The 13910-nt window shown below is 56.7% G+C and carries 16 protein-coding genes and 2 tRNA genes; 9 read left to right on the top strand and 9 right to left on the bottom strand.

The genetic code is table 11. From position 1 onward, the window contains the following. Positions 1–18: 18 nt before the first annotated feature. From trxA to ACESY8_RS00930, 3 genes are read right to left on the bottom strand one after another with little or no spacing between them, the layout of a single operon-like run. Positions 19–333 (bottom strand): thioredoxin, encoded by a 315-nt coding sequence (gene trxA, locus ACESY8_RS00940; RefSeq protein WP_054338817.1) that lies wholly within the window; start codon positions 331–333, stop codon positions 19–21. A 39-nt stretch (positions 334–372) separates the two neighbouring features. After that, on the bottom strand, positions 373–1218 hold the full coding sequence (locus ACESY8_RS00935; RefSeq protein ID WP_007490954.1) for an NAD(P)/FAD-dependent oxidoreductase: 846 nt from the start codon (positions 1216–1218) through the stop codon (positions 373–375). After that, the gene (locus ACESY8_RS00930) at positions 1200–1514 is read right to left on the bottom strand and encodes an ArsR/SmtB family transcription factor (RefSeq protein WP_009259937.1); all 315 of its coding nucleotides are present in this window, start codon (positions 1512–1514) and stop codon (positions 1200–1202) included. Before ACESY8_RS00930 ends, ACESY8_RS00935 begins: the two co-directional genes overlap by 19 nt. A 175-nt stretch (positions 1515–1689) precedes the next feature. On the opposite strand from ACESY8_RS00930, the gene ACESY8_RS00925 reads away from it, so the two are divergent. Further along, positions 1690–2769, top strand: a complete 1080-nt coding sequence (locus ACESY8_RS00925; RefSeq protein WP_054338816.1) for a linear amide C-N hydrolase — start codon at positions 1690–1692, stop codon at positions 2767–2769. 45 nt (positions 2770–2814) lie between these two features. Here ACESY8_RS00925 and ACESY8_RS00920 read toward each other — a convergent pair whose 3' ends face one another. The 6 genes from ACESY8_RS00920 to ACESY8_RS00895 all read right to left on the bottom strand — a co-directional run bounded on the left by ACESY8_RS00920 (position 2815) and on the right by ACESY8_RS00895 (position 5613). Continuing rightward, entirely contained in the window at positions 2815–3423 is a 609-nt protein-coding gene (locus tag ACESY8_RS00920; RefSeq protein WP_434307686.1) for a class I SAM-dependent methyltransferase, read from the bottom strand. Between the two features lie 98 nt (positions 3424–3521). Then, the gene (locus ACESY8_RS00915; RefSeq protein WP_054338813.1) at positions 3522–4097 is read right to left on the bottom strand and encodes a TetR/AcrR family transcriptional regulator; all 576 of its coding nucleotides are present in this window, start codon (positions 4095–4097) and stop codon (positions 3522–3524) included. A 56-nt stretch (positions 4098–4153) separates the two neighbouring features. Further along, a complete protein-coding gene (locus ACESY8_RS00910) occupies positions 4154–4903 on the bottom strand; it encodes a GNAT family N-acetyltransferase (protein WP_044943186.1) in 750 nt (249 codons plus the stop codon). Positions 4904–4917: 14 nt separating this feature from the next. Continuing rightward, on the bottom strand, positions 4918–5001 hold the full coding sequence (locus tag ACESY8_RS00905; RefSeq protein ID WP_080567976.1) for a hypothetical protein: 84 nt from the start codon (positions 4999–5001) through the stop codon (positions 4918–4920). A 15-nt stretch (positions 5002–5016) separates the two neighbouring features. Next, entirely contained in the window at positions 5017–5292 is a 276-nt protein-coding gene (locus ACESY8_RS00900) for a hypothetical protein (RefSeq protein WP_054338812.1), read from the bottom strand. 245 nt (positions 5293–5537) lie between these two features. After that, positions 5538–5613 (bottom strand) — tRNA-Ala (locus ACESY8_RS00895). Positions 5614–6299: 686 nt separating this feature from the next. Between ACESY8_RS00895 and ACESY8_RS00890 the strand changes: the two genes are divergently transcribed. The 8 genes from ACESY8_RS00890 (at position 6300) to ACESY8_RS00855 (ending at position 13755) form a co-directional block, all read left to right on the top strand. After that, a tRNA-Ala gene (locus ACESY8_RS00890) sits at positions 6300–6375 on the top strand. Positions 6376–6566: 191 nt separating this feature from the next. Beyond that, entirely contained in the window at positions 6567–7226 is a 660-nt protein-coding gene (locus ACESY8_RS00885) for a hypothetical protein (RefSeq protein WP_156621914.1), read from the top strand. Positions 7227–7311: 85 nt separating this feature from the next. Then, on the top strand, positions 7312–7995 hold the full coding sequence (locus ACESY8_RS00880) for a hypothetical protein (protein ID WP_156621913.1): 684 nt from the start codon (positions 7312–7314) through the stop codon (positions 7993–7995). Next, entirely contained in the window at positions 7992–9197 is a 1206-nt protein-coding gene (locus ACESY8_RS00875) for an antirestriction protein ArdA (protein WP_156621912.1), read from the top strand. The genes ACESY8_RS00880 and ACESY8_RS00875 overlap by 4 nt, the downstream gene beginning before the upstream one ends. Positions 9198–9199: 2 nt before the next feature. Continuing rightward, positions 9200–10330, top strand: a complete 1131-nt coding sequence (locus ACESY8_RS00870; protein ID WP_498794434.1) for a hypothetical protein — start codon at positions 9200–9202, stop codon at positions 10328–10330. A gap of 75 nt (positions 10331–10405) precedes the next feature. Next, entirely contained in the window at positions 10406–11743 is a 1338-nt protein-coding gene (locus ACESY8_RS00865) for an LPD28 domain-containing protein (RefSeq protein ID WP_498794433.1), read from the top strand. Further along, complete coding sequence (locus ACESY8_RS00860; protein ID WP_498794432.1) at positions 11744–12739, top strand: DUF4314 domain-containing protein; 996 nt, start codon at positions 11744–11746, stop codon at positions 12737–12739. 17 nt (positions 12740–12756) lie between these two features. Continuing rightward, positions 12757–13755: a hypothetical protein gene (locus tag ACESY8_RS00855; RefSeq protein ID WP_498794430.1), complete on the top strand. Its 999-nt coding sequence runs from the start codon at positions 12757–12759 to the stop codon at positions 13753–13755. The last annotated feature ends 155 nt before the right edge of the window (positions 13756–13910 follow it).

The following is a 13910-nucleotide window of genomic DNA, read 5'->3' as shown; positions in this document are numbered from 1 at the left end:
CCCCCCCGCGTTTCTGTTTTACAGGTTGGCGTCCAGCACTGCGGTGTAGCTGGCCTCGGGCATCACGCCCACCTTGCGGTCAATCTCCTTGCCGTCCTTGAGGAAAATCACGGTGGGGATGCTCATGACGCCGAAGCGGATGGCCAGCTCCGGCTGCTCGTCGGTGTTGACCTTGCCCACCAGCACCTTGCCCTCGTAGCGGTCGGCCAAGCCGTCGATCACCGGAGAGAGCATTTTGCAGGGGCCGCACCAGGTGGCCCAGAAGTCCACCATCGCCAGCCCGCTGGCGGTGGCCTTGTCGAACGCCTCGTTGGTCAGATGAATGAGTGCCATAATTTGTTCCGTCCTTTCTCTGTATCGCCTTATGATGAATTAGAGTGTGTCTACGTATTCTGATGCCCGGTGGCCCGCCACCTGGCCCTCCCCCACGGCCTTGGACACCTGGAGGGGCAGGCCGGTACAGTCCCCCGCGGCGAACACGCCTGGGAGGTTGGTGGCCATGTTCCGGTCGGTTTTGATGTAACCGCCCTCCAGCGCCAGGCCGGGGAGCAGGTCGGCGGGGGCCATAGAGGGGCGGAGAATGAACACACCCTCGCAGGGGAGGGTCACGCTGTCGGCCCGCAGGGCCTCCACCTTCTTCTCCCCCAGCACCTCCAGCCGGACGGCCTTCACGAAGGGAATATCGGAGTGCAGGCCCTCCGGCGGCCGGTCGCTGACGTAGGTGACCCTGCATCCCAGCTCACGCAGGTAGTTGGCCTCGTGGGGAGCGTCGGCGGTTTTGCCCACCACTGCGATCTCCCTGCCCCGGTAGAGCATCCCGTCGCAGGTAGCGCAGTAGCTCACTCCCGCGCCCAGCCGCTCCGCCTCGCCCGGGTACTTCTTCGCCCGCACCACGCCGGTGGCCAGCACCACGGCGCGGGCCTGCTCCACCTCGCTGCCGATGCTCAGATAGTATGCGCCGCCCACGGCCAGGAGATTCAGCACCCGGCCGTCCCGCCGCTCCACCCCCATCTGTCCGGCGTGGGTGCGGAAGCGCTCCAGCAGTTCGGGACCGGTCACATTGTAAAAACCCAGATAGTTGTCGATGCGGCTGGTCTTGTAGAGGGGATTGTCCCGGTCGTCCCCGCTGACCACCAGTACCGACTTGTTGCGCGCCCTGGCCTGGATGGCGGCGGACAGGCCCGCTGGGCCGCCGCCGATCACCGCGATATCGTACACTGGTATTCCTCCTCCCGGTCGCCGAAGAGGGCGGAGAGCACCGCCGCCACCTCCGGGTTGGCAATTTCATAGTATACCTCGTTGCCCGACCGGGCGGCCTTGACCACCCCGGCGGCCTTGAGGCGCATCAGGTGCTGGGAGATGCAGGACTGGGACTGGCCGGTGTTGGCCTCCATGCAGCCCACGTTGCGGCAGCCGCACTTCAGCAGCCCGCGGACGATCCGCAGCCGGAGCGGGTGGGCCAGGGCCTTCAGCAGCTCCGCCTTCTCCTCATAGAGGGCGGTGGGATCGCTCATATCGCTCACCTCATCGTCAGTTTCTAATATTATTATATTCAAATATTCTAATATGTCAACCCCTTTTTCCAAATTTCTCTTGACAGTTTGGCCGCCTCTGTTTATCATGGTAATTCGTTTGGCTATCAAATCATTTGAGCGTCAAACAAGCCTACATCAGAAAAGGAGCTCAACCATGCACGAGACCACGACCAAGCGCCCCGGCCGCGCCGGGAAATACATTCGGCGGGCCCTGCTCGCCCTGGCGGCGGTGATTCTCGCCGCCGTACTGGTGCTGCTGGCCCTGTTCCAAGCCGAGCTGCGCACCCTGAACACCATTGAGCGGGTGGACGACACCGACCTGTTCACCATGACCTATCTGGGAGACTACGGCCTGGACGACTTTCTGGCCCAGGGCGGTGCCTCCAACGACAACGAGCTGCTGGACTTCCTGATGCAGAAGCTGCTCAAGGGTCTCCCCCTGCACTTCGACATCCCGGATCTGGGCTGCTCCACCTTTGCCGCCGAGACCCCGGAGGGCGACGCCATCTTCGGCCGCAACTTTGACATGTACTACTCCCCCGCCCTCTTTGTCCGCACCGCCCCGGAGGACGGCTACCGCTCCATCTCCATGGTCAACCTGTCCTACATCGGCTTTGGGGAGGGCAAGCTGCCCACCAGCCTGCTGGACAGCCTGCTCACCCTGGCCGCCCCCTATGTCCCTCTGGACGGCCTGAACGAGAAGGGCCTGGCGGTGGGAGTGCTGCTCATCGACACCGAGCCCACCGACCAGCAGACCGACAAGCCCGACATCACCACCACCACCGCCATCCGCCTGCTGCTGGATCGGGCGGCCACCGTGGATGAGGCGCTGGCACTGCTGAGCCAGTACGACATGCACGCCTCCGCCAACTCCTGCTACCACTTTCAGATCGCTGACGCCGCCGGCCGCGCCGTGGTGGTGGAGTACATTGGCGACGAGATGAACGTGGTGGAGAGTCCCCGGGCCACCAACTTTCTGCTCACCGAGGGCGACTGGGACTTCGGCCGGGGCCAGGATCGCTTCGCCGTCCTGGAGGAGACCATGGAGGCCAGCGGCGGCGTGCTCACCGAGGAGGAGGGCATGGCCCTGCTCCAGGCGGTCAGCCAGCAGCCCCAGCCCGGCAAGGACAGCTCCACCCAGTGGTCCTGCCTCTACAACCAGGTGCGGGGCACCGTGGACATCGCCGTGGCCATGGACTATGACAGCCTCTATCACTTCGCCATTGACGAATAACCGGCACAGGCCCGCCGCATATGCGGCGGGCCTGTGCTTTTTATTTTATCGAACCCCCCAGACCAGCAGGCTGGAGCGCCCCACCCGCCGGAACTCCACGCCATGGAAGTGGGGTTCCAGCAGGGCGGCCAGCTCCGCCCCGCTGTAGAGGCGCACGTCCCCCTCGCCGGACAGGGGGAGGAACAGGTTGGCCACCCCCCTCAGCCCCGCCGGGGCCGTGCAGTCTCCCAGCAGGAGCACGCCGCCGGGCTGGAGCACCCGGGCAAACTCCGCCGCCGCCGCGCCCGGGTTGGGATAGTGGTGGAAAGAGTCGTTGCACAGCAGCACCTCAAACCGCCTGTTGGCAAAGGGCAGGCGCTCGGCGTCCCCCTGCACCAGCTCCACCGCGCCGCCCAGCTTTTCCCGGGCCACCGCCAGCATATTGGCCGACAGATCCAGCCCTGTCCGGGTGGTCTCCGGAAACCGGAGCCCCACCTCCCGCAGCAGCTCTCCCGTGCCGCAGCCCACGTCCAAAACCGAGCCGTGGGGAATCTGGGCAAGCTGCTCCAGCAACACCGGGTACAGCCCACGGGCATGGCTGCCGAAGCGGGCGGTGTCATAGGTCCAGGCCTGCCGGTCAAAGGCCCGGCCAGAGCGCGTTTTACAGTCGTTCATCGCACATTCTCCTTACTGAATTTTATTCATTGAATTTTGTTCATTCGAATGGGAATTTTTTGCCTCCGACGCGCGTCCCCGCGCTTCGGAGGCGTTGTTCAGTATTCCGGCTCCAGAATCCGGTCGGCATAGCGCCGGAGGAGCGCCACCCGCTCCTCCAGGGGCACCGTGTGTTCCCCCAGCAGGCCGATCTGCCCGTGGAGCAGATAGCTGGCCGCCAGGGCCGGATGCTCCAGGCGCAGCTCCCCCCGTTGACAGGCGTCCTCCAGCTCCTCCGCCACATGGGGCGTCAGATAGGCGCAGATGCGCCAGTTCAGCTCCTCATGGATGCTCTGGTTCTCTGGCCGGTGGTAAAAGACGTGGTAACGGGCGTTCTGCTCGGTCTCCAGCGTCAGCGCCGCCATGTCGTCCAGCCGCTGCCGGATCGTGCGGCTCCGGTCGTGGATGATGGGCAGCCCGGCGGCACAGCACTCCCGAACATACTGCTCCATGGCCTCCCGGAACAGCACCCGCTTGGAGTCAAAATAGCGGTAGCACAGCCCCTGCACCACCCCCATCCGCCTGGCGATGTCCGCCATGGAGGTGTCCTCATACCCCTTTTCCGCAAACAGCTCCATGGCCGTGTCCAGGATCTCCTGCCGCCGTACCTCCGGCGGCTTTGATATCCGCGCCATCCCATCACCTCATCCGCAGTATAGCACTCGATTGAACAAAAGTCAATGAATAAAATTCATTTTGAGAGAAGCCGCTTGAGGCCCGCCTCATCCAGCAGGTTGACCGTCTCAAGCCGCCCCCGGTAGAACACCGCCCAGTTGTTGAACACGCCGGGCAACTCCTTGGCCCTCTGCAGGCTGTCCACCGGGATCAGGGTCACCGGCGCGCCCCTCTCCCCGCAGAAGCGCTTCACCTGCTCCAGACTGGCGTGAATGTAGGGGCACTGCATGCCGTAATAGATGGTCAGCTCCTGCTCCGGGATCGTCCCCCGCCGGGCGGCATCCGTGAACCGGGGCGCGGTGCCGTCAAAGGAGAGGGCCAGCAGCTCATACCCTCCGGCGGCGGTGTCCACCACCTGAAAGCCGTATTTTTTCGCAAAGCTTTGGTCGGAGAGCCAGGCCTTCTGCTTCTGGGCGCCCAGCATGCAGACGCCCGACTTCCCCTTCGCTCCGGCGTCCGCCAGGCAGTACTCCATCAGCGCCCGCCCGCAGCCCTTTCCCTTGTACGCCCCCGCTGCCCACAGGCAGTACAAGTACAGGTAGTTGTCCCCCGTCACGGGGACCCAGGCGGTCTCCAGCGGGGCATACTCCACAAATACCGCCCCCTTCTCGTCCAGCTTTCGGAAGACATGCCCCTCCTCCAGCCGCCCGGCAAGCCAGCGGCGCTTGGCCTCCACCCCCGGATGGGGCTTCCTGCTGCGGATGATGCAGCACAGGTGCTCCCCGTCCAGGTTTTCCGGCGTCAGATTGATAAACTCTTTTTCCATAGTCCTCCCCCGGTTTAATTCCACCAAAAGTACCAGAGCTCCGACTTTGCCAGGCCGTCCGCCAGGATGCCGATCTGCTCCACGCCCTGATCCACAATGTCCGGGCAAAAGCCCTATTGCTCCAGCGTCAGGGCCATCGGGCGGGGTAATTGGCACTCCAGCGCGTCGTGGGTGACGGCGCAGGGTACCGCTCCATGCCGCTCGTGCCAGTACCGCGCCGCCGCCTGCTCCGGCGTGATGCCATGTACTCCCCCCTCCGGCTCCAGGTTCATCTGCAGGCATTCCAGCAGGGGATCGTCATCCCACATGGGTGCGAAATAGGTACAAGGACAGCCTAACAGCTCCATCATCGCCCGGGCCAACTCCGGGGGTGTCCGCTTTTCTTCCATCACTCCGGCTCTTTCTTCATACTCTCTCCGCCAACCGGGCGGCCCCCCACGTATTCCACCGCCGGTCCAGATAGGCCTTCATTCCGCGGTCATGACAGTTAAACAAAAAACGCCCCTCCTGACTCGGCTTCTTTTGAAGTGCCTCTCCCATGCGCCCCCCTTTGGTTTAGTATACCACATATCACTCAAATTTCCGACACCGTTAGCAAAAAAGAGGCAGAAACCAATTGGTTTCTGCCTCTTTTTGGTGGAGATAAGCGGGATCGAACCGCTGACCTCTTGAATGCCATTCAAGCGCTCTCCCAGCTGAGCTATACCCCCATGTTCAATTTTTGCTGTTTTGCTGACCGAACGAATTGTATTTTAGCAGAGTATTACCCATTTGTCAACTACTTTTTTCGCTTTTTTACAAATTCATTTAGGTAAGCTGTGTGGACGGCGTGTAAAAGTGAGAGCATCACGCAAATTGAATACTTCGTACTATGTTTGCAATTAATAATAGCATCTATCTTTTTGACGCACGCAACCTGAACCGCCCCCCTCTTTTGAACAAGTCTAAAATATGTGCCCTGCATCTCCCAAGGGCTAAAAATTGGAACGGCACTCTTAGAGACTCCAGCAAAACGATATTTATTTTTGATTATGCCTGCTTATAATAGTCCACTATAGCGCTCAACTCCCAAATTACAAAGAACTCTCGCTCTATTGGCAAAAAAACAAAAAAGTAGTTGACAAATGGGTAATACTCTGCTAGAATACAATTCGTTCGGTCGGTCAGCAAAACAGCAAAAATTGAACATGGGGGTATAGCTCAGCTGGGAGCCCAGTTGAAGCGGTTACACACCCCTCATGTTGGGAACAAAAAATTTAATAATCACTCTCTTCTATCTGGGGGTATAGCTCAGCTGGGAGCGCAAGCAACCGGGTGTGCTCCCCCGCAACGGAGAGCAAAGTCAAAAAATTGAATAGCTCAGAAATCCAGCAAAATCAAGGGTTTCTGGAAACATGGGGGTATAGCTCAGCTGGGAGAGCGCTTGAATGGCATTCAAGAGGTCAGCGGTTCGATCCCGCTTATCTCCACCAAAAACAATGACTCACACAGACCAAATGTGTGAGTCATTGTTCTATCCATACGAAAACACAAAGAGGACGGACACCTGATTCCCTTTCCCCCGGAGAAAAACCAATATAGTTATTGAAGCGGAGATTCGATGATAGAATCTCCGCTTTTTTGTTGTCGTCCCAACAGATAAAAAAGAAATGAGGTTTAACCATTGAAAAAATTTTTTGAAGAACTTTCCCGGCGCCTGAGAGAAGGCGGAGTTGAATCATCCAATGTAGAGGATAGGCGGCTGGAGATTTTCCTCCATGGTCAGCCTGTCCTCTTTGTTTCTCCAGGAAACGATGTGTTCCTTTTTCCTGCCGGAAGCAATAATCCGGAGGCCAGTGAATTGTACCACAGAGTCGCACAGACCGCAGATGAAGTGTACACTTATGTTGAGGCGGTTCAAACTGCGCCCACCCTTCATATCAGCGGTCTGAACGAAAAATTCCATCTGCTGGCGGATTTTGGCGGCGCAGTGCTGGCTGGCCGGGAGTTGGAAAATGGCAGGGGCTATCAGTTTGTCACTTGGATCTGGGACTATAACAGAACCGGTGTGAGCTGCGGACATTATTATGATGAAGATTTTTGCGGGGCCAAGCAGGATTTTGCCGTCCGCTCCGGGCTGATCTCCAAGACCCAGCTTTTCTCACCGGAGGAACTAACTGAACTCTACCGGGCCACAGACTACCTGCTGGATGAAGGTCCGGAGTTGGAAGATGGCCAGCTCAAAGCCTTGCAGACTGCAAGGACAAAGATCGAATACACTGTCCCAGACTTGGCGGACAGGCTGGAGCAGGGACAAAAGCAGGAACCACAAATGGATATGTGAAATTGGAAGAACAGGGGCCACATCTGCACTGTATGTGTAGAGATGCGGCCCCTGTTTTTTTATGCTCAGAAAGAGGGAGACAGCCATGACAAAATATTTCGCCCAAGATACCCCCCAAGCCAGTTTGGAGCGCATGATGATGAGCGTCCCCGGTTTCCAGCGTCGCGGCGGTGGGATAAGCTTCAGCAACTTCCATTACAAGCCAGAGGATGTAGACTGCCAATATTGCCTGCACTATCGCCGCAAATCCTGCCAGATTCCCATCTGCCCTTATATTGCAGAGAGGCTGGCCTCCGGCGCTCTGGAATACCATGATCTGGTTCTGGAGTGCTTGGGCAGGCACCTCCGTTTGCGGCTGTACCAAAGAATTAGATCCGTGACGCATTGGGATGGCCCGGATCAGGCCATCCTGCACAAGATCCGTCCGTATTGCCAAAAGGCGGCGAACCGGCCACAGGAAGATATTCCTCCTGTCTACTGGGCAGCCCTCTACCTTTTGGCCTCAAGGGAATCACTTTGGAAGACGGTGGTTCCGGCACTTGCCAGCGGATATATTGACTTTCACTGCATTTCCTGCAGGGGCTTGGCGGTTCGGGACTATCCCATCTTTTATTCCGCCAAACGGCTGTATGAGCGAAAATTCCCCATGGACGCCGGTGAACTGGCAAGCAGGAGCCTGATAGACGATCAGGATTTCCTCAATATCCTTTATGCGACTCTAATTGCCCGGTATGGTAAATCAGTCATGGACACGGAGGAGAGGACATGAGCTATGTGATCAAAGCAGTTTTGAGCAACGCCCAGCATCCGGAATATGGGCAGTTCACCATACCTTTTCCCATTCCACAGGATGCCTACGATGACATGGTGGAAGCCCTGAAAAACATGGAAATTGGAGATCCCATACTCCAGGACTGCCATGTGGACGAGCTTGAAAGCAGCTATTCCATCTTAAAGCGTCTGGAGAAAACAAATCTTAACCTCGATGAACTGGACTACCTGGCCAAGCGGCTGGACAGTTTTGATAACGGTGAGGCCGCTCAGTTCCAGGGGATGGCCTGCAAATTGGGCGTCTCCAATATAAAAGATTTTATCAACCTGACCTTCTGCTGCCAGCAGGCCACGGTCATCACAGATTTCTCCGACCTGGACGCCATTGGGCGGCAGCACTACATGACGATGCAGGGTGGGGGCTGCAGAACCGAGGAACTTGAGCGGCTGGATAGCCGAAAGTTCGCCCTGGATCTGATCCTCAATCATACCGAGGGAAGCATCACCCCCTACGGCGTGGTCTATGACAATGGGATGAAACTGGAGTCGCTTTATGACGGCCGCCACTTCCCCTGTTATCATTACCAGCAGGATTTATTGGCGGTAGGGCTTTCCTCCCGGCAGGAGCCGGAAAATACAGATCAAATCACTTGGCTGCTCCTGCCCTGCTCCGAGCAACAGCTCCAGCGTGGAATTGCACGCTCAGGCGTTAACATCCACGATGCCCGCATCTGGTATGAGGACAGTCTGCTTCCATCCGAGGTGGAGGAGGTCCTGGAGGGACAACGGGAGGATCTATTCGCGCTGAATGATATGGCGACGGCCATCGCTGCACTGTCTGATTTGGAACAGAAAAAGTTGACGGCGGTCATGGAGATGGCCAAGCCGGAGTGTGCCGGCGAGATACGCGAACTGGCCAAAAATCTGGAGCTGTTTGAGTTTGCACCCAAAGTCCGCACTCCCGCCGAATATGGCAGATACATGATCCAGGACTCCGGCCATTATGAATATGACCCCAATCTGGAGGAGTTCTATGATTTTGAGCGTTACGGCAAACTCCGTATGGAGAAGGAAACAGGAGCCTTCACGGAGAAAGGATATGTGGCCTACTGTGGCACATTGACATTGGGGGAGCTGATGGCCGGCGGTCCGGCAGAGCAGCACCAGCGGGAACAGGAATTTCAGATGGGAGGAATGTAACGATGATTCTGTTGACTCTGAGCCGGGGAAAAGGAAAAGAAACTGTCCGTCTGCAACTGCCCGCCAGTCCCGCTGAGATTGGGGAGGCATTTGCCTCCCTGGACAGAATCAGCCTCGATACCACAGCCACCGCCATCCTGGATGTGAGTAGCAATGTACCGGTCCTTTACCGATGCCTGTACAATGTGGATGTAGAAGATTTGGAGCAGTTTCAAAAACTACAAAAACTGGCGGAACGCACAGAGGCACTTTCTCCGGCGAAAGTCGCCATCTTTTCCGGGGCATTGGATGCGGAGCGTGTCTGGAACTTGGAGGGGGCCCTTACTGTGGCGGACAGGCTGGATGAGTATATGCTCGTCAACAATGTGTCGTCTGATTCAGAATTGGGCATCTACCTTGTGAACAAAGGGATCACACCATTTCCGGATCGCTTCAAGCCCTATATCAATTATGCCAGTGTGGGGGCTGAATACCGGGAAAAGCATGGAGGAGCATATTCCAGCGGCAATTATGTGCAGAAAAAGACACCTGAACTTTTGGAGAACGAGAGATTGGACGGCGTTTTTCGGATATGGCTGGAAAACCCCTACCCTGTGCGTGTACAGAGCGAAACGGCGCAGATCATTCTGCCTGCGACCTTTGAGCAATTGGAGAGCGCCAGACAGCTTCTGGGAGTGGACAGCCTCAATATGGCGAAACTCGTTCGGGCGGAGGCCCTGCGGCCCTATCTGGGGGAATATCTTCCTCTGCAGGGGATGGATCTGAGACTGGAGCAATTGGACGAGTTGGCGGAAAATATCCGGATAATGGATCAGGAGGATGGCGCATTGCTGAAGTACCTCTCTGTCCTCGAGGTGGAACGGCCGGCAACGCTCCAGGAGGCTTTGAGGTTTTCCATCGAACTGGATGACTACGAGCGTGTACCGGACGATCCGGAGGAATACGGCAAGCAGGTGCTGGAGCGGATCGGGGCGGACGAGGAGCTGATCTCTACCCTCGATGGCTTTACGGATTTTGAAGCAATGGGCAACTTTTATATGCGGGAGGATGGCGTGAGAAGGACCGAATTTGGTCTGCTCCGAAAGCTCAGTGATCCGTTCCCTGAAGTACAAGAGTGGCTGCAGATGCATTAATCCCTGTACGCAGATACAGGATACGCTGTGGAACCAGCACGAGTGGGAAAACACTGTGAATATGGGAGGGATTAAATGAGCATTAACATCTGGACAGACTCCATGCAACACGCAGAGTTGCTTGGAAAACCCGTGCTGTTCACCAACTGGCTGATTCAGCGGGATATCATTCCCGATGGGTGGTACTGCTATGACCTGCGGGGGACACATAAATCTCCCAGCACTCAAACCACTCTGGTGGATCATGCCGCTGACTATCATGCAGGAACCGTACTTTCTCCAATCCCTTTAAAGCATGAAGGTACTGCTTCGCGCCGGGTCAACGGCACATTTTATCTGCTGGGAGAAGAACTAACGCTGGAGCAGTTTTGCGAGGAGCATGATCTGGCCTACCCCCAGGATAATCGTGAGTTTGTACTGCGCCCCGCCTCCCTGGATGAGGCGGGGCTGTTCTATTCCGAAGAAAAGCTGGACGAGGCACTGGGTACTGTAGGCCACCTCCGCATGGATTTCGGCCATGGTGAGAAGGAGTTCTGGCACACCTGGTGGCCCCATAACGAGGATAGGTTCAACACCCCGGAGTTCAAAGAGGTGCTGCAGCGATTTGTGGACGACCTGCGTCAGACTGGACTCCTGAAGAATCTGGGGGCCATGGACGCCTACTGCTGGCAGCATGGCGGCTCCATCACAGAGGACCGCAGAAGTTATGGCTATATTGCGGAAACAGAAAATTACCGTTTCTGCCTACGCTGTACTCCCTTCCCCGGCGAGTATCAGGGGTACCTCTATTGTTATGATCTTTGCCAGCAGGAGATGTACCGACAGGAACACCCTGTGGTGGGTCGGGTAACCTTCGCCAGCGGCGAACAGCAGGAGTTCACGGATTCCACGGCGTTGCTTCAGGCCATCCGGGAGGAACTGCCCTTCCGCAGCACAACCGGCTTCCGCTTTGAAACGCTGACAGACGATCCGGAGGTCAAGAAAGCGGTAGACGATATCCTGTTGGATTTTGCCGGTGAGGACAATTCACGCCGTACCTGCAACTATGGACTGACTGAAACTGGGAAGCAGGCTCTTAGGAAAGCCGCAGATCCCAGCATTCCCCACACCTATGCTTGGTTTGTCATGACGGACACCAATACCCCGCAGGAGGTAATCAGGCAAGATCTGACTCTGGAGGAAGCGATCCAAATCTACCAGGACAGCAATGCCAGTGAGAAACGGCTGGGCGTTACTAAGGACGGTATCGCCACAGTGGACTTTGTTCATTTCCAGAGCGGTGAACAGCAATTCTTTACGGATCACGAAAAACTGGAAAGCTTCCGGTCGGACCTCGTGGTGGCGGAGGCGATGGAACGGCTCTATCAACAATTAAATCAGCCGGATATTGGAATTAGAATGGGAGAGATGTAAATGCAAAGCGTACCGAGAGAGTGGCTGGACTTCTTGCGGCAGCAGTTCCCCAAGGATTCCCGCATCCAACTCACAGAGATAGGCGGTAATCCCCGGCCTATTTCCCCCGGCAGTACCGGGAAACTGGATTATATCGACGATGCCGGGCAATTCCATGTAAAGTGGGACAATGGATGTACCCTGGCTCTGGTGCTGGGAGAAGACCGATTCTCGGTCTATCTGCCAGAGCCTCAGACATTCAAATTGTATATGCCGCTCACAGCGGACTTCTATAGACGGGACGAGTGGGGGGATATGTCAGAGGACGGTGAGGAGTGGGATGGCCGCACCCTCATGGATTATGAGGGACAAATTCTGTCCGCTCTGGTAAAAAACCGGGTACCAGAGGAAAGCGAGAGCGGCCTCATGCACTGGTACGGTGAGGACGACAGCGTAGATCACAAGGTCCGCTCGGCGGTGTTTACTGTTGAGGTCAGGGATCGCCAGCTCTGGGGCGTAGCGGAGTGCCGGGTGGCCGGAGAGCTGACTCCGGAAGAGCTTACCATCTTAAAAGAGTACCTGGGTGGACAAGCCTCTGACGGATGGGGCGAAGGCTTCGAGCAGCGCCCCATCGAGGTGGACGGCGGCGAGCTGTATGTCCATCTGTGGCAGCCTGATGATTGGAGCATCCAGACCGAACAGGAACGGTTTGCCCCCAAGGTGGCCGAGGGGTTGCCGGAACTGTGCTTCTCCACCCTGCGGACCACCGGACAGCTCATCTGCATCAAACGGGGTGAAACTGGCTACTACCCTTCCGACTGGGATACCGGCGACAAAGAACGGAATGTGGAACTGGCGGACGAACTGAATGAAAACCTGGGCGTCACCCCCATCCAGCGGCAAGCTATGGAAGTGGGCAGTATGGCTGGGTGGGATGTACCCGGTGCTGACCCCAAACGCTATGAAGAATCGTACTCGGGACAGACAAGTTGTGCAAACTTTGAGCAGAAACAGTAAAATAGGAGGATTTTATAATGTCACAGCAAAGGCAGGCTCCACTCCCCCGGCAGGAGTTTCAAGAGTGGCTGGAAAATGCCGCTGCGCCGGTTTTAGTTCTGCAAAAGGGCAAGCATTTGGGCTCAGTAGTGAAAGTTCCCGCAACGCCAGAGATTGATTACCTCTTTGGATGCGAAACATTTTATGGAGAGAGGATCAGCTGGAGCGACCGTTTGGAGTTCTGCGGCCTGTACGACCGGCAACACCAAGCGCTCCATCTTCTGGATGACCCCCTTCCCGACTTTGTCTCCGGACTGACGGAAGAAGAATGCCAGGATTCTACGGCGTTTGGGAAGCGCATCGCTCAGGAGGTCGACCGCTATGTTGAGGCGGCCATTTCCAATGACCGAAGCCGCCTCTCTGTCAGGGAACTCACCAGTGAGAGGAATATCAATTCATACCGGTATTACAAGGGAACCGAGGCAGGGCGGGAGGCAGCTTCCCTCGTTTTTTCTGGGGAGAAACCCGATGTACAGTTTCACAGTGAGTATTATACATCCTTGACAGAAGACACCCTGCTCTCCTACCTCAAATCCCCGGAGGATTATATAAAAACAACTGCGGAACAGTACATGCGGGACAACCAGGAGGAATTTCTGGCGCAGTTTCTAAAGAAGGATGCGTTGCTGGCAGAGTATCAGATGCTCAGCCAGGACAGCGATGCACCGGTCTATCGGATGCGGGCGATTACAGATGCCCTCCAAAAAAGTGGCGCAAAGACGGTCAATGTCACGGTACAGAAGGACGGAGTGGAACTGACCTTCAAAACATCGGCTGAATCCCTGAAAGGGCTGAAGTCTCAGTATTCCACATGGTACATTGCTCCGTCAGACCGCCTGCAGTTCAGGCATCTTTTTGGCGCTGGCTCCGACTACTCCGCAGAGGATATCATCCGCATCGCTTATGGCCGAAGCACACTCTATGAGGCCCCTTCCGCTCCTGCAGAAGATATTGAGATGCAGGGAATGAGTTTATAGAAAGAGGCGTATAAAATGGATCTTGATGGGAGAACGCGGCAGTTTTTTTCGGTATTGTCGGAGCGGTTAAAGGAAAAGGGCTTCTCCTCACGAATTGCCGATGACGGATGCCTGGCAGTGAAATCGAAAAAGATGCGGGGCAAAGAGCAGACACA

Source organism: Clostridium sp. ATCC BAA-442 (assembly GCF_964239415.1).
Classification (GTDB): Bacteria; Bacillota; Clostridia; order Oscillospirales; family Oscillospiraceae; genus Flavonifractor; species Flavonifractor plautii.
This window is presented reverse-complemented; position numbering and strand designations above follow the sequence as displayed.